Annotated in this window: 15 protein-coding genes, 2 tRNA genes and 1 pseudogene; 2 read left to right on the plus strand and 16 right to left on the minus strand. The window is 59.1% G+C overall.

Translation table 11 applies throughout. The features are described 5' to 3' along the window. Positions 1-184: 184 nt before the first annotated feature. Positions 185-946, minus strand: a complete 762-nt coding sequence (rlmB, locus tag QRN20_RS02615; RefSeq protein WP_004883581.1) for a 23S rRNA (guanosine(2251)-2'-O)-methyltransferase RlmB — start codon at positions 944-946, stop codon at positions 185-187. Beyond that, positions 943-3,579, minus strand: a complete 2,637-nt coding sequence (rnr, locus tag QRN20_RS02620; protein WP_004883578.1) for a ribonuclease R — start codon at positions 3,577-3,579, stop codon at positions 943-945. The genes rlmB and rnr overlap by 4 nt, the downstream gene beginning before the upstream one ends. Positions 3,580-3,803: 224 nt before the next feature. Between rnr and QRN20_RS02625 the strand changes: the two genes are divergently transcribed. Then, positions 3,804-3,890: transfer RNA gene (locus QRN20_RS02625), tRNA-Leu, on the plus strand. Between the two features lie 161 nt (positions 3,891-4,051). Next, positions 4,052-4,138 (plus strand) — tRNA-Leu (locus tag QRN20_RS02630). An 87-nt stretch (positions 4,139-4,225) separates the two neighbouring features. Here QRN20_RS02630 and QRN20_RS02635 read toward each other — a convergent pair. From QRN20_RS02635 to QRN20_RS02695, 14 genes and pseudogenes are all read right to left on the minus strand, one after another. Next, positions 4,226-7,165, minus strand: a complete 2,940-nt coding sequence (locus QRN20_RS02635) for a hypothetical protein (protein ID WP_285359984.1) — start codon at positions 7,163-7,165, stop codon at positions 4,226-4,228. Between the two features lie 162 nt (positions 7,166-7,327). Next, complete coding sequence (locus tag QRN20_RS26745) at positions 7,328-8,212, minus strand: methyl-accepting chemotaxis protein (protein WP_371306699.1); 885 nt, start codon at positions 8,210-8,212, stop codon at positions 7,328-7,330. A gap of 21 nt (positions 8,213-8,233) precedes the next feature. Next, a pseudogene (locus tag QRN20_RS26750) lies at positions 8,234-8,926 on the minus strand (methyl-accepting chemotaxis protein); the annotation flags it as partial. Between the two features lie 579 nt (positions 8,927-9,505). Continuing rightward, a complete protein-coding gene (locus QRN20_RS02645; protein WP_025996901.1) occupies positions 9,506-10,798 on the minus strand; it encodes an adenylosuccinate synthase in 1,293 nt (430 codons plus the stop codon). A gap of 54 nt (positions 10,799-10,852) precedes the next feature. After that, positions 10,853-12,040, minus strand: coding sequence for an ATP phosphoribosyltransferase regulatory subunit (locus tag QRN20_RS02650; protein WP_025996900.1), 1,188 nt, complete (start codon positions 12,038-12,040; stop codon positions 10,853-10,855). A gap of 284 nt (positions 12,041-12,324) precedes the next feature. Continuing rightward, positions 12,325-13,194, minus strand: coding sequence for a protease modulator HflC (hflC, locus tag QRN20_RS02655; protein WP_004883571.1), 870 nt, complete (start codon positions 13,192-13,194; stop codon positions 12,325-12,327). Next, entirely contained in the window at positions 13,194-14,372 is a 1,179-nt protein-coding gene (hflK, locus tag QRN20_RS02660; RefSeq protein WP_122501222.1) for an FtsH protease activity modulator HflK, read from the minus strand. The genes hflC and hflK overlap by 1 nt, the downstream gene beginning before the upstream one ends. 96 nt (positions 14,373-14,468) lie before the next feature. Further along, on the minus strand, positions 14,469-15,770 hold the full coding sequence (gene hflX, locus QRN20_RS02665) for a ribosome rescue GTPase HflX (RefSeq protein ID WP_004883568.1): 1,302 nt from the start codon (positions 15,768-15,770) through the stop codon (positions 14,469-14,471). A 12-nt stretch (positions 15,771-15,782) separates the two neighbouring features. Then, entirely contained in the window at positions 15,783-16,043 is a 261-nt protein-coding gene (hfq, locus tag QRN20_RS02670; protein ID WP_002551819.1) for an RNA chaperone Hfq, read from the minus strand. 91 nt (positions 16,044-16,134) lie between these two features. Continuing rightward, the gene (gene miaA / locus QRN20_RS02675) at positions 16,135-17,106 is read right to left on the minus strand and encodes a tRNA (adenosine(37)-N6)-dimethylallyltransferase MiaA (RefSeq protein ID WP_043305006.1); all 972 of its coding nucleotides are present in this window, start codon (positions 17,104-17,106) and stop codon (positions 16,135-16,137) included. Continuing rightward, positions 17,107-19,005, minus strand: coding sequence for a DNA mismatch repair endonuclease MutL (mutL, locus tag QRN20_RS02680; RefSeq protein ID WP_163003935.1), 1,899 nt, complete (start codon positions 19,003-19,005; stop codon positions 17,107-17,109). A gap of 62 nt (positions 19,006-19,067) precedes the next feature. Then, a complete protein-coding gene (locus tag QRN20_RS02685) occupies positions 19,068-20,492 on the minus strand; it encodes an N-acetylmuramoyl-L-alanine amidase (protein WP_025996896.1) in 1,425 nt (474 codons plus the stop codon). Between the two features lie 14 nt (positions 20,493-20,506). Then, complete coding sequence (gene tsaE, locus QRN20_RS02690) at positions 20,507-20,977, minus strand: tRNA (adenosine(37)-N6)-threonylcarbamoyltransferase complex ATPase subunit type 1 TsaE (RefSeq protein ID WP_058431404.1); 471 nt, start codon at positions 20,975-20,977, stop codon at positions 20,507-20,509. Next, the gene (locus tag QRN20_RS02695) at positions 20,965-22,455 is read right to left on the minus strand and encodes an NAD(P)H-hydrate dehydratase (RefSeq protein WP_122509752.1); all 1,491 of its coding nucleotides are present in this window, start codon (positions 22,453-22,455) and stop codon (positions 20,965-20,967) included. Before QRN20_RS02695 ends, tsaE begins: the two co-directional genes overlap by 13 nt. Positions 22,456-22,491 lie beyond the last annotated feature (36 nt).

Genomic DNA, 22,491 nt, shown 5'->3' on the forward strand with positions numbered 1-22,491 from the left:
TGTTGGTCTTGCTCAGGAACAGGCACATGCGCGCCTGCCATGACAGCAAGGGGCGCAATTGTAGAGAAGGGTCGTGTGGGGCGCAAGGCAATTGGTGATTATTTGAACAGATCACCAGTGCCTGGGCGGAGCAGATGATCGTGTCCACGCTCAGGCGCGGACACGATCAATCAAAAGCTGATTATCAGCCTTTCTTGCCGGTCGCCTTGGCGCTGCGCTGACGCAGCGCTTCGAACAGACAAACGCCTGTCGCCACGGATACGTTCAGGCTGCTGACGCTACCGGCCATGGGCAGGCGCACCAGATAATCGCAGTGCTCGCGGGTCAGGCGACGCATGCCCTTGCCTTCGGCGCCCATGATGATGATCGTCGGGCCAGTCAGGTCCTGCTGATACAACTCCTGCTCAGCCTCCCCCGCCGTACCCACAACCCACAGGCCGCGCTGCTGCAGCTTTTCCAGCGTACGCGCCAGGTTGGTCACAGCCACCAGCGGAATCACTTCCGCCGCGCCACAGGCTACTTTTCGTACAGCCGGTGTCAGCGTTGCCGACTTGTCCTTGGGCACGATCACTGCCAGCGCACCCGCCGCATCGGCGGTACGCAGGCAGGCACCCAGGTTGTGCGGATCGGTCACGCCGTCGAGCACCAGCAACAAAGGCGGGCCTTCGGTGCGGTCCAGCAGCTCATCAAGCATTGCTTCGCCCCAGACCTGGCTCGGGCTGACATCGGCCACAACGCCCTGATGCACACCCTCAACCCAGGCATCCATTTCGCGGCGTTCGGCCTGGCCGATGGTGACGCGATTCTGACCCGCCAGCTCGACGAGCACCTGAACGCGCGGATCGCTGCGACCCTCCGCGAGCCAGATGTGCTTGACCCGCTTCGGGTGATGACGAAGCAACGCTTCCACGGCATGAACGCCGTAGATTTTTTCCAGCTGACTCATGACTTGGCCTTGGGTTTACGAACGCTACCGCCCTTGGACGATGACGCGGAGCCCGTTTTCGACGAGCCACCTTTACGATGTTTACTGGTCTTGCCTGAGGAAGGTGCAGAGCCCGAATCAGGCCTTTCAGACTTTCCCGACGACGCCTTGCTACCACCCTTCGCTTCAGCCAGAAGGGCTTTTTTCATTTCACGGCTCTTGCGCACTTCTGCGTTTTTCGCCGCAGCATCGCTCGGGCGATAGGCCTCGACCGGCGCTTCCTTGGTAGCCGCTGTACGACGCCCGGATTTGGCCGGAGCCTTTTCCTTTTCGGCGGCAGCAGCAGGCGCTGCAGTTTCCTGGCCACGGCGCTTGCGGCCCGGCGAAGAAGTGGTCGCGGCAGACTTCTCGGAGATTTCGAAGTCGATTTTGCGCTCATCCAGATCGACGCGCATGACCTTCACTTCTACCGTGTCGCCCAGGCGGAAATTACGCCCGGTGCGTTCGCCGGCAAGACGATGGTGCAGCGGATCGAAGTGGTAGTAGTCACCTGGCAAGGCAGTGACGTGCACCAGACCTTCGACATAGATATCGGTCAGCTCGACGAACAGACCAAAGCCGGTGACGGCCGTGATCACACCCGGGAACGACTCGCCGACGCGGTCTTTCATGTACTCGCACTTGAGCCAGTTCACCACGTCGCGAGTGGCTTCGTCGGCACGGCGCTCGCTCATTGAGCACTGCTCGCCCATTTGCTCCAGCAACGCTTCGTCGTACGGATAAATGCGCGCTTTCGGAATGGTTGCCGCACCGGCACGACGCACGTGCGGCGTGTCCTGCTTGGAACGGATCACACTACGAATCGCACGGTGAGTCAGCAGGTCCGGGTAACGACGGATCGGCGAGGTGAAGTGCGTGTAGGCTTCATAGTTGAGACCGAAGTGGCCGTTGTTGTCCGAGCTGTACACAGCCTGGCTCAACGAACGCAGCATCACGGTCTGGATCAGATGGTAGTCCGGACGATCGCGAACGGTTTCAAGCAGCGCCTGATAATCCTTCGGGGTCGGACCATCCTTGCCCTTGTGCAATGACAGACCCAGCTCACCCAGGAAAGCACGGAGCTTTTCCAGACGCTCTGGCGGCGGGCCATCGTGCACGCGATACAGCGCAGGGATTTCGTGCTTCTTCAGGAATTCAGCGGTGGCCACGTTGGCCGCCAGCATGCACTCCTCGATCAGCTTGTGAGCATCGTTGCGCGTGGTCGGACGAATCTCGGCAATCTTGCGCTCGGAACCGAAGATGATCCGGGTTTCCTGCGTTTCGAAGTCGATGGCGCCACGCACATGACGTGCGCCCAGCAGCACTTTGTACAGCGCATAAAGCTGCTTGAGGTGCGGAACGACATCGCCGTATTCGCCACGCAGACTCTTGGCCTCTGCCGTTTTCGGCTGCTCCAGAATCGTGCTGACCTTGTTGTAGGTCAGGCGCGCATGGGAATGGATGACGGCTTCGTAGAACACGTAATCCGTCATCTCGCCGGTCTTGGAGATGGTCATCTCGCAGACCATGGCCAGACGATCGACGTGCGGGTTCAGCGAGCACAGGCCGTTGGACAACTGCTCAGGCAGCATCGGCACAACACGCTCGGGGAAGTACACCGAGTTGCCGCGCACCTGGGATTCGGCATCCAGGGCAGAGCCAATCTTCACGTAGCTCGATACGTCGGCAATCGCCACGTAGAGCTTCCAGCCACCGGAGAACAGACGCAGCTTGCCCGGCTTGGCTTCGCAATAGACGGCATCGTCGAAGTCGCGTGCATCTTCACCGTCGATGGTCACGAACGGCAGGTGACGCAGATCGACGCGGTGTTCCTTGTCCTTGTCCTCGACTTCCGGCTTGAGTTTCGCCGCTTCCTTGAGCACGGCTTCAGGCCATACATGAGGAATGTCGTAGGTGCGCAGCGCGACGTCGATTTCCATGCCCGGCGCCATATAGTTGCCGACCACTTCAACCACATCGCCTTGCGGCTGGAAGCGCGGCGTTGGCCAATGGGTGATTTTCACCTCGACGAACTGCCCGATCTTCGCGCCGTTGTTGCGACCCGGTGTCACCAGCACTTCCTGCTGGATTTTCGGATTGTCCGGAATGACGAAACCAATGCCGCTCTCTTCGAAGTAGCGACCCACGATGGATTCGTGACCACGGGAAATGACCTCGACAATCACGCCTTCACGGCGCCCGCGACGGTCCAGACCGGAAACGCGAGCCAAGGCACGGTCGCCGTCGAACACCAGACGCATCTGCGCCGGGCTCATGAACAGGTCATCGGAACCGTCATCAGGGACCAGAAAGCCGAAGCCGTCGCGATGGCCGGAGATGCGGCCGAGGATCAAGTCGAGCTTGTCCACTGGCGCATAAGTGCCACGACGTGTGTAGATCAATTGAGCGTCGCGCTCCATCGCACGAAGGCGACGGCGCAGAGCCTCGAACTGGTCTTCAGTGGTCAGGCCGAACTCTTCGACCAGTTGCTCGCGACTGGCCGGCGAACCACGCTCGGCAAGGTGCTGAAGGATCAGCTCACGGCTGGGAATAGGGTTTTCGTATTTTTCCGCTTCACGAGCGGCCTCGGGATCGAGGGACTGCCAATCGGCCATTAGATAGTTTTCACCTTGTATATATAGGGGTTAGTTTGGCATAGACCTTATGAAACGGGAAATTTCACGCTCAATCAGCTCACTGAAAACGCTTGAAACTGCCCTGAAAGACCCGATTCACGCCGCTGGCGAAATTTTTGGAGTTTTTTTCATCGATGGGCTTTACAGCCCAAAAGACGCTCCGTATAGTGCGCGCCATCGACAGGCCAAGGCCTCAAGATACTGCCCAGATGGTGAAATTGGTAGACACGCCAGCTTCAGGTGCTGGTGACCGCAAGGTCGTGGAAGTTCGAGTCTTCTTCTGGGCACCAATTCAAGGCAACAGCCTACAACAGGTTGATGTCACACAAGAACCCGCGAAAGCGGGTTTTTGCATTCCGGGGTTTTGATTATTAAATCAAAACAGGGGTTTACAGAGTAAAACGATCGCCGTATAGTGCGCCCCATCAGCAACGGCGACGTCGCTGATACTGCCCAGATGGTGAAATTGGTAGACACGCCAGCTTCAGGTGCTGGTGACCGCAAGGTCGTGGAAGTTCGAGTCTTCTTCTGGGCACCAATTCAAAAAAACCGAGCCAATGGCTCGGTTTTTTGCTTTTCGGGCAATGATTTCTTCACGCCTGACGTTGGCGACTCCAATCGATCGCTAGATTAGAGCGCTCGACTTTTCCTCGCCATCCTCATCCTCATCCTCATACTGAGCTTGAAATACGATTACCGAGCCGTACGCCGTCATGAGATCGGCACTGGATCTGTCAACAATGCGCGCTACATCCTCCAACGGCAGATAAAGCGTCCGGTAGGTTTGATCCTGATCCGTATCACTTGCCCAGAGAATGGGTGGAGAAACATCACTGAAATCCATCGGCCTGCCTGGATCAGTGCATACACGCCGCAAATCACTCAGCGCCGGAATCGTCAACCCATCCTCTTTTGCCCAGGCCTCGCACTCTTCGTAAGTATCCCGGTCCAGCATATAAAGCTCAGGAAAACCTTCGACGTAAATACTCACGTCCACCTTCGCACCCGTCGCATCATGTATCGATACGACGGCATCACCATTGCTCACTGCCTTGACGACGCCCAGCTCACTTACATGAACAACGCTCGGATCGTCTGACTTAAAGCGATAAGGCTTTGTACCCCCTATTGGCTTGAGCTGAGCCGCCTCGCCCACAGGCGTACTGCCCTGAGGCGGGTAAGCAGCAGTCAACGTCATGTTCAGGGGCAGGATGCTCAATTGGGCAGGAGCAACGGGCGTCGGCTGCCTGACAGTCAAGGTCAGCACGGGGAATTTGTCAGCGTATTTTTCACTGAAGTCGCCATCGTACGTCACGCTTGCGTAAACATTGATCTTGCTGCCGTCCTTGACGCTGCCGAATCTGTGATACGGAATTTTTGCTTTCAATCCCTGGGAAACTTCTTGCGCAGTGACTCTTCTGGCGATCCACAAATAAACCTTCCAGGGCGCATCGTTTTTATCCACACCCTCAAGCGAAAACCATATTCTTTGTTTTGCCTGGATGAACGGCCATGCTTTCAACGAGAAGGTGATATGGGTGGATATCTCGGACAAGTCCAACAATCCCCCGGAAGCCTGATCAGCCACAGGAGTACTCAAGTGGTCGTAGCCGAGCATTTCCACTTCGATAACTGATGGCTCGGACTCCATTGGCTTGGCAACACCGTTGCGCGATACCTGGTAATAAACCCAGACATCCGCACCCATACTCCAGCCGATAGCTGAAGACGGGATGGTAAATATCAGCGGCTTACTCACATCACTGACAACTTGCTCCGGCAATTCCGGCGTCCCCGCCCCCTCCATTCCTACCCAGAAAAGTCTGACCCGATCTCCGATGGCTATTGTGGGGTAAGGCCGGACAACCACTGTCTCACCATCAAGAACATCCATAGGATCAAGAACGTCGTATTCAGCGTGGCTGATCTCTGGCGCGGGAAGAGCCCCCGAAGCCGCAATGACACCCACACTGAACATCACTTCCCGAGACCGGATTTTCTGCTCGGCAGTTCCTGTCCACTTGCGAGTGATCACATAGTAAACGCTGACCTTTTTATTGAGCGCTGCCTTTGCAACCTCGGCAGGAGCCAGAAATGAAAGATCAGTGTCAACGTTGCTGGCGTCGACCAGAACAGTCCCTATCGGCGAAGGCGTTTCGCTACCTGTCTGCCAGAAGGCCGTCACGCTGTCTCCCTCCTGAGTATCGGAAAAAGGAACAGTCACGCCAACTCCCGCATCGACCAGCGAAGGATCAACGGCACCTGCACTGAGACCACTGACTTTGGGGGCCACAGAGATTGCAGAGCCCGCAGTACGCTGCTCCTGCTCGCTTCCGACAAAAAACCGGTAATCGCCGGACCTGTAGGTCGCCTTGCTACCCCCCTCCGAACCTCGCTCGATCGTATAGAAAAGAGTGACGATTTTGCCGCGATTGAACTGTATGACCTCATCCACATAAACATCGAATGACAAGTCACCGTCCACATTGAGCTGCGTCACTGTCGCCTTATCCCTGAACGGCCTCTTTCGCGAGGAGTCATTCCAGTAAAGCGTGATTCTGTCTCCCACTCTCGTACCCGCAGACGGGATGTGCACATCGATTGACTGAGCAATAAGGCCCGGATCCAGGCGACCGTCTTTGACTTCATTGATAAAGGGCGGCAATCCGGCCAGGCTCGGCCCGATACTGATCACTTTTACCGGAGAACTCTGCCAGACGCCCTTTCTTGCGACCTGGTAAGAGAGAACGATGACTCCTCCGATCAAAGGCTTGATCTGCTCCTCCAGAAAGGTGATGGTCAGCGGACGCCGTGCAAGATTGGACTCACTGATCGGACGATCCCTGTCCGTGAAGACAATTTCGTTCTGATCGACATCCCGCCCTGTCATGGACAATCTGACGATGTCGTCAAGCTCCATTGGGTAGTCGATCGCAACCGTGATGTATTTCAACTCACCCCGCGAGCTGAGGTTGTCCGGGTCTACCGTATCGCTGATCGCCTCCAGAACCACTGGACCAGGCAATGCGACACTGCTTTGCTCAGGCGTGGTCGCAGCGTCCTCGTCGGACACGGGCAAGCCGCGGATCAAAAACTCCAAGGGGCTGGAGACACGCAGCTTGCCGCCCGGACTTTGCGCACTGCACGTGAGAGCCAGTTTTTTTCCTGCGTAAGCCTTCACCTCATCGGCAGAAATATAAAACGTGCGGTAGTCCCCGGAATAAGTCCCCCGTGGATCGTGGATATACCTGAACCTTGCGGTGAATGAGTCACTCCAGATAACGCCTGAACCTCCTCCCGCTGAAAGCTCAAGCGTAACCTTATCTCCGGAAACAAAAGGAAGATGATCGTAAGCAGATGATGTACCCGCAGTGACGCTGACGCGCAACGGACCACCCGCCATGTTGTAAATCGCCCCCGACACTCCGGCAGGGGTAGCCTTGGCATCCAGATCCACTTCAACCCCGACGCTCTTGAGCACGACATCAGGCAATTCACCTATGAACGGCGGAAACGGCTTACTTAGAAGCGCAGGTTTTTTGCTGGTTTTTTTCTTGGTGACCATTGAAAGTTCTCCATAGTTTCAGCGCTTGGCGCTGGATCCCCGCCCCTTCAGCGACGATCTCCATAGAGCATTAACCTTTCAAGGCCCCTTGTTGGCTACTCACAGAACTCATAGTTGCCCCAAAATGAAAAGGTGCTACAACACCTGCCGCGCAGGCTGGAGCTAAGCCCTGAACTGCCCAAGACTCGCCTTCAGACGCACCGAAAGCTTGTCCAGCGTTCGGCCGCTTGCCGTCGTCTCCACCACCGCCTGGGCGGCTTTCTCGGCCTGTGCATGAATCACTTCAACACGTCCTTTCACCGCATGGGCGCCCTGCGCCTGATGTTCCGCTGCTCGCGTGGCCAGACCAATTGCTGCATGCACCTGCTCGACCGAGGCCTGCACGGTTTGCTGCAGCCTTGCGCTGTCACGCAGCACGGCCAGCCCCTCCTTCGCCTGACGCCCGGCCAGACCGATGGTTGCGACCGCCTCTTTGGCACCGGCCTGCAACTTGGTGATGTGCTCCTGAATATCACCGGTTGAACTCTGGGTCTTGCTGGCCAGGGCGCGGACTTCGTCAGCCACCACGGCAAAGCCGCGGCCGGTCTCGCCTGCGCGCGCTGCCTCGATGGCTGCGTTGAGGGCCAACAGGTTGGTCTGCTCGGCGATGCCATGAATCACTTCAAGCACCACCTCGATCTGCTCGCTCTGCCGCGCCAGACGCTCGATCACCTGAGCACCTGTCTCCACCTGACCGGCCAGCGCTTCTATGAGCCCGCCAACCTGATTGGACGTACGCGTGTTTTCATCGGTGGCCTGCTTGATGTCGATGACCTGACGCAACGCTTCCTGCATGGCCTGGCTTTCCGCCTGAGCCTCATCAGCCATTTGTTCAAGCGCTTGCAGGCTGGCCGCCACTTCGTCCCGCTGCAACGCAGCAGCCGCATCGGCGCCCGCGTTTCGCTGGCTCATGGCGCCGATCTCGACACCGGTCAGTTGCGCCACCTCGCCTGCTTCTCGAACGATGGGCTGAAGCTTGTCGATGAAACGATTGACCGCAGCCGACATGTCGCCGATCTCGTCGTTGCTGTCGAGCTTCACACGGCGCGTCAGGTCGCCCTCACCTGCTGCCAGGTCATTGAGCGCCGCGATCAGCAGATGCAGCTTGCTGACCACACGACGGCCCAGCACCACTGCCAACAGAAGCAGTACGCCGAGACCGATGACGGCAAGTCCGACGGCGATATTCCAGCGCAAGGTTTGAGCAGCGTCCTGAACGGCAGAACGGGTATTGCTGGCCATTGCAGTTGCTGCTGCTTGCGCGGACTCCAGACGAGTGCGCAGCGCCGCAGAACTGTCCTTTGAAGCACCCGCCAGGCTTTCTGATACCAACTGCTCGCCGCTGGTGATCAACGTGGCGAAACGCTTGTCCAGCGCAGCCAGGTTTTCCTCGACCGTCGCCGTCGAGACGCCCATGCGCACCTTGCCGATCTCGACACCGTTAGGACTGATGGAGGCTTCGACGTAATACACCGACGGATCGTTTTTCGCAGCGTTGAGAATCTTGTCCATCGCCCGCTCGCCCTCCCCCTTGGCGAGAAGCGCCTTGACCAGGGGATTGTCGCGGTTCATGTAGCGCGTCAGGTGCTCGCCAGCCGCATCGTCATACACCACGAACAGCACATTGGGATTGCGCTGCGCACGACGGGCAAATTCGGAAAGTGTCGGTGTGTCGTTATCCCACATGGCACGCGGCGCAACCGCAGCCAGCAGTTCTGCCATATCAGTGGCGGATTCCTTGAGGTCTTTTTCCAGCGTAGCGCGCAGTTGCGCCTGCTCTTCTTTCAGACGCGTGGACAGGCCGGTACTGAGACGCTGACGGGTACTGCTAGAAAGCGCATCCAGACTGGATGTCACTTCACTACTCGCCCGCTCCAGCTCGGAAGAGACATGTTGCGAATCTACCCCCAGACGATTGGCCAGATCCGCTTCAAGCGCGGTGACCGTGCTCCGGGTGAGCGCAACCGCGACCACCACCTGCACCAAAAGGGCGATGCCCAGTGCAATGAACACCGGGCGCAGCAAACGACTTTGCAACAGAGATAACACAGCCGACACAGGAGAATCCCTCCAACCTGAGCGCCATTAAAATAGTGGCACTTTTCTGTCGTTTGTATAGCAAGGGCCGTGCCGCGATGCAATTCACATTTCGCCCGTCCCGAGAGGATCGGACGCGGAGCGTCCTGAGCGGCATTCCCACGCAGAGCGTGAGGAACGATCAGTGGTGCCGTGCCCATGCTCTGAATGAGCTACAAAAAAGGGCCGCACATGGCGGCCCTTCTTTTTGCAGCTGACGACGTGTTACGCGAAAGGGTGACGCAGAACGATGGTTTCGTTGCGATCAGGACCGGTCGAGATGATGTCGATAGGTGCGCCTACCAGCTCTTCGACACGCTTGATGTAAGCGCGCGCATTGGCGGGCAACTGCTCCAGCGTCTGAGCGCCCAGCGTGGATTCGCTCCAGCCTGGCATCTGCTCGTAGACCGGCTCCAGACCCAGGTAGCTGTCGGCATCGGTCGGCGCGTCGATCACCGCGCCGTTTTCGTTCTTGTAACCCACACAGATGTTGATGGTTTCAAGACCGTCGAGCACGTCCAGCTTGGTCAGGCACAGGCCCGAGATGCTGTTGATTTCGATAGCACGACGCAGGATGACGGCGTCGAACCAGCCGCAACGACGGGCACGACCGGTGGTAGCACCGAACTCATGGCCACGTTTGGCCAGAAAAGCGCCCACGTCATCGAACAGCTCGGTAGGGAAAGGACCCGAACCGACGCGTGTGGTGTAAGCCTTGGTGATACCCAGAATGTAATCCAGGTACATCGGACCGAAACCCGAACCGGTAGCAATGCCGCCAGCCGTGGTGTTGGAGCTGGTGACGTACGGGTAAGTACCGTGGTCGATGTCCAGCAACGAACCCTGAGCACCTTCGAACATGATGTCCTTGCCGTCGCGACGCATCTCATGCAGCGTGGCGGTGACGTCGAGCATCAAGGGTTCGAGCATGTCGGCGTATTCCATGCACTCGTCGAGTGTCTTCTGGAAATCGATCGCAGGCTCTTTGTAGTAATTGACCAGCACGAAGTTGTGGTAATCCAGCAACTCGCCCAGCTTGGACGCGAAACGCTCACGGTGGAACAGGTCGCCGATGCGCAGACCGCGACGTGCAACCTTGTCTTCGTAAGCCGGGCCGATCCCGCGACCGGTCGTACCGATCTTGAATTCGCCACGAGCCTTCTCACGCGCCTGATCCAGCGCAACGTGATACGACAGGATCAGCGGGCAGGAAGGGCTGATGCGCAGACGCTCGCGCACCGGAATGCCTTTCTCTTCCAGCTTGATGATTTCACGCAGCAGTGCGTCGGGAGCAACCACCACACCGTTACCGATCAGGCACTGCACGCCTTCGCGCAGTACACCGGACGGAATCAGGTGCAATACGGTTTTCTCACCGTCGATCACCAGGGTGTGACCCGCGTTGTGGCCACCCTGATAGCGAACTACGGCGGTAGCATGTTCGGTCAGCAGATCAACGATCTTGCCTTTGCCCTCATCACCCCACTGGGTGCCCAGGACTACGACATTCTTACCCATAACACTCGTCCTCATTCACGCAAACTTGGTGCCGGCGGCGGCCGGCAGGAATACTCAAGAAGCCAGCGGCATTACCTGCCAGTGCTCGCCATGCTGAATCAATTGCCGGTCACAGTCGGCTTCACGTGCCGCGCTTACCTGCTGCCCAGGCAACGCCTGGACCACACGTTGACCTTCGCTGCGCAACTGGCAAACCTGCTGCCAGAGTGCTGCATCCGTGCTGTCCGGCATCCAGATGCCACCGGACGGTAATACGATTTCTGCCTGCCCCAGCGTGACCAGGGTTTTCAGGTCAGTGGAAAAGCCGGTGGCCGGACGCGCACGGCCGAAGTCGGCGCCGATGTCGTCGTAGCGACCGCCCTGGGCAATCGACTGCCCGACGCCCGGCACGAAGACCGCGAACACGACGCCGGTATGGTAGTGATAGCCACGCAGCTCACCGAGATCGAAATACAACGGCAACTGCGGGAAGCGCGCTGCGAGGCGGTCGGCGATGCTCACCAGATCGTCCAGCGCAGCGAGCACGGGTTCCGGCGCACCGGCCAGACGATCACGGGCCGCAGCCAGGACTTCATGACCACCACAAAGGTCGACCAGCGCACGCAGCATCGACGCCAGCTCCTGCGGCAGATTGGCCGTCAGGGCGATCACTTCATCGATGGCCTTGCGTTGCAGCGCATCGAACAGCTGTTGCTCGACTTCGCCCGACAGACCGGCAGCACGCGCCAGCCCACGGTAGATACCGACATGCCCAAGATCCATATGCACATCCGGCACATCGGCCAGTTGCAGCATGGCGAGCATGAGGCTGATCACTTCAACGTCACTGCTCGGGCTTGCATCGCCGTACAGCTCGGCACCGAGCTGGATCGGGCTGCGCGAAGACGACAGCGCGCGCGGCTGGGCATGCAGAACACTGCCCGCATAGCACAGACGGCTCGGGCCTTCACGCTTGAGGGTGTGTGCATCGATGCGCGCAACCTGCGGCGTGATGTCGGCACGGAAGCCCATCTGCCGACCCGATTGCGGATCGATGACCTTGAAGGTGCGCAGATCCAGATCCGAGCCTGCGCCAGTCAGCAGAGACTCCAGATACTCGATATGCGGGGTGACGACGAACTCATAGCCCCAGCTCTGAAACAGATCCAACACCTGACGACGCGCTACTTCAATGCGCGCCGCTTCCGGTGGCAGTACTTCTTCGATGCCATCTGGTAGCAGCCAGCGGTCAACCGTTGCCATTACGCCATTCCCCTGTGATCCGGGCGGCCAGCCTTGAGGCCAGCCTTGAGTGAAGCAGAAAGTGGTGCGCTGTATGACGGGCACGACAAACGCCCGAGACAGGCCTTGCAGACCACTTTCCTCGAAAAATCTTGCCGATCGCCACGCGGGCTTCAGCCAATCAATCGTGCAGACGCAAAAAAGCCGGGAATTTCCCGGCTGCCGCATGATACACACGTTTTACCGAACGATCACCCCACCGGACGGTTTTGCCGCCCGGCGGGGTAATTTATTACAGCCAGATATTACGGCTTGGCTTTTTCCAGATAGCGGAAGAACTCGCTGTTCGGGTCAAGCACCAGCATGTCACTCTTGTTCGCGAAGCTTTCACGGTAGGCACGCAGGCTGCGATAGAACGCATAGAACTCCTGATCCTGACCGTAGGCCTTGGAGTAGATCGCCGCTGCCTGGGCATCACCATCACCGCGCGCTTCTTCAGACTCGCGATAGGCTTCGGCCAGCAGCACACGACGCTGACGATCGGCGTCGGCACGGATGCCCTCAGCCAGCTCGTTACCCTTGGCACGGTGCTCACGGGCTTCACGCTCACGCTCGGTGCTCATGCGCTCGAAAACACTGCGGTTCACTTCCTTGGGCAGGTCGATGGCCTTGACGCGAACGTCGACCACTTCGATACCCAGCTCTTTCTCGGCCATGCGGTTCAGGGAACCGGTGATGTCCGCCATCAGTGCGTCACGCTCACCCGACACGACTTCGTGCAGGGTACGCTTGCCGAACTGGTCACGAAGACCCGATTCCAGACGGCGCGACAGACGCTCGTCGGCAATCTGCTTAAGACCGGAAGTCGCCGTGTAGAAACGCTCGGCATCCTTCACGCGCCATTTGGCATAGGCATCGACCATCACGGCTTTCTTCTCCAGCGTCAGAAAACGCTGGGTCGGAGCATCGAGGGTCAGCAGACGGCCGTCGAACTTGCGCACCTGGTTCACGTAAGGAACCTTCACGTGAAGGCCCGGCTGTACATCAGCCTGCACCACGCGACCGAATTGCAGCAGAACTGCGCGTTCGGTCTGGGACACGATGTAGAAGCTGTTCCAGGCAATGACTGCCAGTACTACACCAACAATTAGGGTGATCAGCGATTTATTGCTCATCAGCGACTCTCCCTGGTACGTACATCGCGCTGCTGAGTATCGGCCGCTCGCACGCCGGCATCAGTTCCAGTCGCGGATGAACCAACGGTACTCGAGGTGTTACCGGTACCGCTGCGACTGTTTTCCATCATCTTGTCGAGCGGCAGATACAGCAGATTGTTCTGCCCTTTATCACCGGTCACGAGCACCTTGCTGGTATTGCTGAAGACTTCCTGCATGGTGTCCAGGTACAGACGCTGACGGGTCACTTCAGGTGCCTTGCGGTATTCGGCGACCAGCTTGGTAAAGCGGTCAGCCTCACCCTTGGCACGGGAAACCACTTCGTCGCGATAACCGTTGGCGTCTTCAAGAATACGCTGGGCCTGACCACGGGCTTCCGGGATCACACCGTTGGCGTAGCTTTCCGCCTGGTTGCGTGCACGCTGCTCGTCTTCACGGGCACGGATCACGTCATCGAACGCTTCCTGCACTTCACGCGGCGCAGCAGCACTCTGCACGTTGACCTGAGTCACGGTGATACCGGTGCGGTAGGTATCGAGGAAACGCTGCAGGCGCTCCTTGATCTCGCTCGCCATCAGTTCACGGCCTTCGGTCAGCACCTGATCCATCGCCGTGGAACCCACAACATGGCGCAACGCACTTTCAGTGGCGTGCTGCAGGCTGATTTCAGGCTGATCGACGTTCAGGACGAAATCCTGAAGATTGCTGATCTTGTATTGCACGGTCAGCGGCACTTCGACGATGTTCTCGTCTTCGGTGAGCATCTGGCCCTGCTTGCTGTAGGCACGCTCGCGAGTGACGTTTTCCATGTACTTGCGATCGAACGGCGGGAAATAGATGTTCAGACCCGGACCCACGGTTTCGTGGTACTGGCCGAAACGCAGTACAACCGCCTGTTCCTGTTCGTCGACGACATAAATCGCGCTGTAAAGCCAGAAAGCGACGAGCACGACCAGGCCGATGCCGAGCAGACCGAAGCCGCCGCCCTTGCCCGAACTGCCGCCACTGCCGCCATCACCACTGCGTTTCTTACCGCCGCCGAACAGCCCATTCAGGCTTTCCTGCAGCTTACGGAAGGCCTCGTCGAGATCAGGTGGCCCCTTGCGGTCGCCGCCACGGCGTTTACCACCCCAGGGATCTTGATTATTCGAGTTGCCACCCGGCTCATTCCAAGCCATAGCGCTCTCCATCTGATAAAGCAAAGACGCACCATCGGCGCGCCGCCCCATGCTACAGAATGCCCGCGAAAGCCGTACAACGGCTTTCCCGTGCTTTTATTGCAAAGTGTGTTGCTCGATGAACTCCAGCGGCTGCAATCCTTCGCGAGTCACCAGACGATTGAGTTCAACGCGCGGTATACGCACTGCCAGAAGACTTGAGCCTTCCTCGTCGTGCGTCTCGCTCTGCACGGCACCCAATTCGAAGAACTGGGCGCGCAGCCGGGCAAGACGCTGAGGCAGACACAGGGTGCCGACGAACAGGTCGTCACCCAGCAGTTCGGCCACGGCCTGCTTGAGCAGGTCCAGCCCACGACCATCCCGGGCAGACACCCAGACACGTTGCGGCTTGCCATCGGCATCACGCTGTATCTGAGGCTCTACGCCTTCAAGCAGATCGAGTTTGTTATAGACCTCAAGTATCGGCAAGCCCTCGGCACCGATCTCGCCGAGCACGGCAATGACCTGCTCGATCTGCGACATGCGGTCCGGCTCGTGGGAGTCGATCACATGCAGCAGTAAATCGGAGTTGCTCGATTCTTCAAGCGTGGCGCGGAAGGCTTCGACCAGTTTGTGCGGCAGGTGGCGAATGAAGCCCACTGTATCGGCCAGCACGATGGGGCCCAGGTCGTCGAGTTGCAGACGACGCAACGTCGGGTCCAGCGTGGCGAACAGCTGATCGGCTGCGAACACGTCGGAATCGGTCACGGCGTTGAACAGTGTGGATTTGCCGGCGTTGGTGTAGCCCACCAGCGAAACCGAAGGGATGTCGGCGCGACGACGGCCGCGACGGGCCTGATCACGCTGACTGCGAACCTTCTCGAGACGGCCCTTGATCTGGCGCAGACGAACCCGAAGCAGACGACGGTCCGTTTCGAGCTGGGTTTCACCCGGCCCACGCAGGCCGATACCACCCTTCTGACGCTCAAGGTGAGTCCAGCCTCGCACCAGACGGGTACTCATGTGCTCAAGCTGGGCCAGTTCGACCTGCAGCTTGCCTTCATGGGTCCGTGCGCGCTGGGCGAAGATATCCAGAATCAGACCGGTGCGATCAAGCACGCGACACTCGAAAACACGTTCGAGGTTACGTTCCTGACTGGGCGTGAGGGTGTGATTGAAGATCACGATGTCGGCCTGCTCGGCCTTGACCTGGTCGCGAAGCTCCTCGACCTTGCCAGAGCCAATCAGGTATTTGGCGGATGGCCGATGACGCGGCACGTTGATAAACGCGACGGTATCGGCGCCAGCCGACATGGCCAACTCCTGAAACTCCTGCGGATCTTCGCGCGCCTCAGGGTCCTGACCATCCAGGTGAACGAGAATCGCACGTTCACCACCGCTGTGGCGCTCAAAGAACAAGGCAGACTCCTATCAGGCGTTACCTGGCTCGGCATCGGCGCCGTCAGCGTCGGTGGCGCTGGGCAGACGAATCGGACGAACCGGTACGACGGTGGAAATAGCGTGTTTGTAAACCATCTGGCTGACAGTGTTTTTCAGCAAAATGACGAACTGGTCGAAAGACTCGATCGTGCCCTGCAGCTTGATACCGTTGACCAGGTAGATCGATACCCCGACCTTCTCTTTACGCAAGGTATTCAAGTAAGGGTCTTGTAGCGAATGCCCTTTTGACATGTGCCGCACTCCTTTAAGGATCAATAAATAATAAATCGAATTCGATTGGCTTACCGGCCACCCCCCAAGGATAGACGGCTATTGCAAGGACTCAGCCCAATATGGAGACCGATCCCAGGTATTTCAAGGCGCGTGGCAGATTGTCGCTGGCCAGGCTGTCCAACCAGTGCAAATTCTCCCAGCTGCGAAGCCAGGTAAATTGCCGTTTGGCCAGTTGGCGCGTTGCAATGATGCCGCGCTCCTGCATTTCATCCCGTGTCAGCTTTCCATCCAGGTGATCCCAGACCTGGCGATAACCGACGGCTCGTATCGATGGCAGACCTGAATGCAGGTCGCCTCGTGAGCGCAATGCCAGTACTTCGTCCAGAAACCCCTGGTCCAGCATTTGCAAAAAACGTAGTGCGATGCGGTCATGCAGTACCTTGCGATCAGCCGGAGCTATCGCAAGATTCGCGACAGTATAGGGCAATTGCTGACGCCCCGATGCCGCTGCTTCGGTACTTTGCGCAGTTTGTTGCTCGCGATGTGCGGTCATGCTCGTTCCGCTGACGCGATAAACCTCCAGTGCACGGATCAATCGCTGCGGATCGTTGGGGTGAATACGTGCCGCCGACACCGGGTCGACCACCGCCAATTGATCGTGCAGCCACTGCCAGCCACGGGCCAGCGCATCGGCTTCGAGCTGCGCCCGAACCTGTGCATCCGCCGCCGGCATATCCGCCAGTCCGTCCAATAGAGCCTTGAAATACAACATAGTGCCGCCCACCAGCAAAGGAATATTTCCCCGGGCGGTGATTTCAGCCATGGCGGCCAGTGCGTCAGTACGAAAATCAGCCGCCGAATAGCTCTGCGACGGGTCGCGTATGTCGATCAGGCGGTGCGGAAATTCGGCCAGTTGCGCCTTGGAAGGCTTGGCCGTACCGATGTCCATGTCGCGATAGACCAGCGCCGAATCGACGCTGATTAGCTCACACGGCATGACCTTGGTGAGTTCGATTGCAAGATCGGTCTTGCCCGCTGCGGTTGGCCCCATGAGAAAGATGGCCGGAGGTAAAGCATTCATTCATTGTCCGCGCAGGAATAATTTATCCAGATCGTTGAGCCCCATCTGGGTCCAGGTAGGACGACCGTGGTTGCATTGCCCGCTGCGCTCGGTGTTTTCCATGTCGCGCAACAAGCCGTTCATTTCCGGGATCGCCAGACGACGGTTAGCCCGGATTGCGCCATGACAGGCCATGGTGCCCAGCAGCTCGTTCATGTGCGCTTGCACCCGGTCACTGGTGCCATATTCCATCAGGTCCGCGAGCACATCGCTGACCAGCCGGTTGGCCTCGGCCTGCTTGAGCAAGGCGGGGATCTGTCGGATGGCCAGCGTCTCGGGGCCAAGACGCTGCAATTCGAAACCCAGGCGCTGGAAGGTCGCCAGATGTTCTTCAGCGCAGTCCGCTTCGCGCTGACTGACCGCGATGGACTCGGGCACCAGCAGCGGCTGTCCGCTAAGGCCTTCATTGGCCATGGCGATTTTCAGGCGCTCGTACATGATCCGTTCATGGGCGGCGTGCATGTCCACCAGCACCAGCCCGTGGGCGTTTTCAGCCAGGATGTAGATGCCTTTGAGCTGCGCGAGCGCATAACCCAGCGGTGGAATATCAGCAGGCGACTCTGGCAACGACGTCGGCGTGGTGCCCGGCAGCGGCGCGAAAAACTCGCGGTAGGCACTTTGCACTTCGGCGACTGGCGCACCCGGCGAAGCAGGTCGCGGCGAGTATTGATACTGATAGCCGCCGCCCGAGCCAGAGCCTGCGGGACGTGCATAGGTCTCGCCCTGCGGCTGTTCGAGCACGTTATTGGCCAGACGCATCTCGCCCTGCGGCCCGAACTCGCCCGCTTCGGGGCCGGTCGGACGCACAATCGCTGTCACAGGTGCACTGCCGGACAACTGATCTTCAGGCCGAACGTCACCCAGCGCACGGTGCAGCGTGCCGTACAGGAAATCGTGCACGGTGCGACCATCACGGAAGCGTACTTCGTGCTTGGTCGGGTGAACGTTGACGTCTACAGCCGCCGGATCGACTTCGAAAAACAGCACGAAGGTCGGGTGACGGCCATTGAACAACACATCGCGATACGCCTGACGCACCGCATGGGCGACGAGTTTGTCGCGCACCGCTCGGCCATTGACGAAGAAATACTGCAGGTCAGCCTGACTGCGCGAGAACGTCGGCAACCCGACCCAGCCCCACAGATGCAGACCGTTGCGCTCGATCTCGATCGGCAGCGCCTGCTCGAGGAAGCCTGGGCCGCAGATGGCCGACACGCGACGCGCTCTGGCGGTGTCGTCATGGGCTTCGTGCAGGCTGAGAATGGTCTTGCCGTTGTGGCGCAAATGGAAGGCCACGTCGAAACGAGCGAGCGCCATGCGCTTGATCACTTCCTGCAGATGATCGAATTCAGTCTTTTCAGCCTTGAGAAACTTGCGGCGAGCAGGCGTGTTGAAAAACAGATCACGCACTTCCACGGACGTACCGACCGGGTGCGCAGCAGGCTGCAAGCGAGGCGCCATGTCGCGACCTTCGGTCTCGACCTGCCAGGCCTGACCAGCGTCACGGGTGCGAGACGTCAGGGTGAGACGTGCCACCGAACTGATCGATGCAAGGGCCTCACCGCGAAAGCCCAGGCTCATCACGCGCTCAAGGTCTTCCAGATCACGGATCTTGCTCGTCGCATGGCGCGCCAGCGCCAAGGGCAGGTCATCCGAAGAGATACCGCTGCCATCGTCGCGCACTTTCAGCAGCTTGATACCGGCCTGCTCGACATCGACGTCAATACGTCGCGCACCGGAATCGAGGCTGTTTTCCAGCAATTCCTTGATCACCGACGCAGGGCGCTCGACCACCTCGCCCGCCGCAATCTGGTTCGCCAGTCGCGGACTGAGCAGTTCGATGCGAGCGGCGTTCAGGATGGCCTGTTCGACTTGCGGCTCAATGCCTTCGAGCAGAAGGTCGCTGCTGGCGGCTTCTTCATTCATGGCTGTGTTGCAACCTCGGAGCTCGGAATGCGCAGGTCCTGACCGATTTTCAACTCATCGGACTTCAGGCCATTGGCGCTGCGCAATGTGGCGATGTTCATGTCGTAACGTGCGGCCAGCATGGCCAGCGTTTCGCCTGAGCGTACGACATGGTTGCGCGGGCCCTGGGCCAGCTTTCCGTTGTCACGCAACCAGGCGATGTAAGTGCCCTGTGGCGGGTTCTGCTGGAAGAACTGCTTCACGCCGGAGTTGATCGAGCGCGCCAGTGCCTGTTGATGCGAGGCCGAGGACAGCTTGTTGGCTTCGTTGGCATTGGAAATAAAGCCGGTTTCCACCAGGATCGACGGAATGTCCGGCGATTTGAGCACCATGAAGCCTGCCTGCTCGACACGGGACTTGTGCAGCGAAGTCACCCGGCCGATGTTGCTCAGGACTTTCTGGCCGACGTTCAGGCTCGACGACAGCGATGCCGTCATGGACAGGTCGAGCAGCACGCCTGCCAGCATGCGGTCCTTGTCATCGAGACTCACGGCACCGGCACCACCAATCAGGTCGGAACGGTTTTCACTGTCCGCCAGCCAGCGTGCGGTTTCGGACGTTGCACCACGATCAGACAGGGCAAACACCGACGCCCCGAAGGCCGCCGTCGAAGGCGCAGCATCGGCGTGAATGGAAACGAACAGGTCGGCGCCTTTGGCACGGGCAATCTCGGTGCGTTTGCGCAACGGGATGAAGTAATCACCGGTTCGTGTCAGCTCCGCGCGGTAGCCCTTCTCGGCATTGATCTGCCGTTGCAGTTCACGTGCAATCGACAACACCACGTTTTTCTCTTTCTCACCGCCTCTGCCGGAAGCACCCGGGTCTTCACCACCATGACCGGCGTCGATCACGACCACGATATCGCGCTTGCCGTTGGGCACCGGCGTCAGCTTGACTTCAGGCTTGGACGGGCTGATCGGCACCGCTGGCGCAGTGTTCGCTGGGGTGTCTGCAATCGTCGGCACTGGCGTCGGGTTGGCGTCGGCTGCGTTGTCGAACAGATCAACCACAAGGCGGTTGCCGTACTGCTGATTCGGCGCCAGCGTGAAGCTCTTCGGCGTCACGGCCTTTTTGAGGTCGATGACCACGCGCAGATCCGTCGCAGTGCGCTGCGCAGAACGCATGCTGGTGATCGGCGTGTTAGCAGTCGACACATTGAGCGGTCCGCCCAATGTCGCGCCATTGATGTCGATCACCAGACGGTCAGGTGAAGTCAGGGTAAATACGCTGTGCTGGACAGGTCCTGAAAGGTCGAATACCAACCGAGTGTTATCCGGCGCTCGCCATAAGCGGACACTTCGTACTTGCGTAGCGGCCAGCGCTTCGACAGCCAAGGCCATCAACAGCAGACCTACTACAGTAACCAGCGCGCGCATGCGCATACCTAACCCCATATCTATTTGAATTCCAAAGCCAAAGTGGCACACCAGCGTTCGCCACGCGAACCCGTGGGGCTCAATATCACGGAACGACCTTCTCCGTGCGGGCTAATGGTAATGGTCAGGTCAGGCTTTGGCAAAAAGCCTGCACCACGCTGGGGCCACTCAATGAGACAAAGTGAGTCACCGTCGAAGTAATCACGCACGCCCATGAACTCCAGTTCTTCTGGATCGACCAGACGATACAAGTCGAAGTGGAAAACCTTGATCGTCCCAATTTCGTAGGGTTCAACGAGGGTGAAGGTCGGGCTCTTCACAGCCCCTTCGTGCCCGAATCCACGTATCAGGCCTCGCGAAAGCGTGGTCTTGCCCGCGCCCAGATCCCCGTCCAGAAAAATGACGCCTACACCCTCGGAGACCTGCGCGAGGCGTGCACCGAAAGCCATCATGGCCTCTTCGCCAATCACATGCAGCGTTAAATCAGACACGGTTTCAGCTCCTCCAGTAACTGACGAATGGCGGGAATAATATCGCTGGCTGCCATGCCACGCCCCGATGCACCGATTTTCTGACCGGCACTGGCATGCAGCCACACCGCCAGACAGGCCGCATCGAACGCACTTATGTGTTGAGCCATCAGCGCACCGGTCAGCCCGGCCAGCACATCGCCAAGGCCCGCAGTGGCCATGGCAGGGTGACCGCGATCACACAGCGCCAGTCGCCCATCGACATCAGCGATCAGGCTGCCTGAACCCTTGAGCACGCAGACGGCATTGAATTTACGCGCCAGCGCGTGAGCTGCAGCGGCGCGGTCGTTCTGCACCTCCTGAGTACTGATACCCAGCAGGCGCGCCGCTTCACCGGGATGCGGGGTGATCACGCTGTTCTTCGGCAGGACCACCTGCCCGGTTGCCAGTTGATTGAGCGCATCGGCATCCCAGACCTGCGGCCGATCTGCGTTGGCTGCCGCAGACAGCAGGCTGCGCCCCCAACTGTCCTGACCCAGACCAGGCCCGACAACCAGTACGCTGGCTGCCTCGATCAACGTCATGAGCTGGTTGGCCGAGTGGATGCCAGCGCTCATGATCTCGGGCATGCGCGTCAGCGCGGCGGGCACATGTTCGGTGCGGGTCGCCAGCGTGACCATGCCTGCCCCGCTGCGTAACGCGCTTTCGGCGCTCAACAATGCCGCGCCGCCGAAACCGTGATCGCCACCGATGACCAACACGCGACCATACATACCTTTATGAGCCGTGCGCGGTCGAGGCGCCAGAAAAGGCAGGCTGGTTTTGTCGAGTCGTTTTGCGGTCACCGGCGCCTGGGCGACGATGGCCTTGTCGGCCTGTAGATCATCAAAGATCAGTTGCCCGATCAGGTCGGGGGCATCGCCGGTCAGCATGCCCATTTTCAGGCCGATAAATGTCACGGTGAGGTCTGCTCGGACGGCGACACCCAGGCAATGCCCGGTATCGGCACACAGCCCCGAGGGAATATCCACCGCCGCCACCGGCAAGCCGCTGGCATTGATCGCCTCGATAGCTGAACGATAAGGATCGCGCACATCACCCTGCAGACCTGTTCCCAGGAGAGCATCCACCACGATGCCTGCCATGGCCTGATTGGCCCAGGGCTGGATATTGACGCCCGACGCAGCGGCGTAGGCCAGTGCAGCGTCGCCCTGCAACGCAGCAGGATCACCAACGGCCAGTACACGCACCTGCCAGCCGGTCTTGTGGGCCAGCGAGGCCACCAGATAACCGTCGCCGGCGTTGTTGCCATGCCCGGCCAGCACCGTCAGTTCGCTCGCTTCGGGCCAGCGCCTGCGGATCGCCCGCCAGGTTGCGTGCGCGGCACGTTGCATCAATTCGAAGCCTGGCGTGCCTGCGGCAATCAGCCGGGCATCGAGGTCACGCACCTGCGCAGCGCTGTACAGCGCGTCGGGTAATTCGGGTTTCGTGTCTAACATGCGTCTCTAGGCTCCGATGTCTGGCAGAATTATACG

The sequence above is a fragment of the Pseudomonas sp. fls2-241-TYG-175 genome (genome assembly GCF_030209155.1).
Lineage (GTDB): Bacteria > Pseudomonadota > Gammaproteobacteria > Pseudomonadales > Pseudomonadaceae > Aquipseudomonas > Aquipseudomonas viridiflava.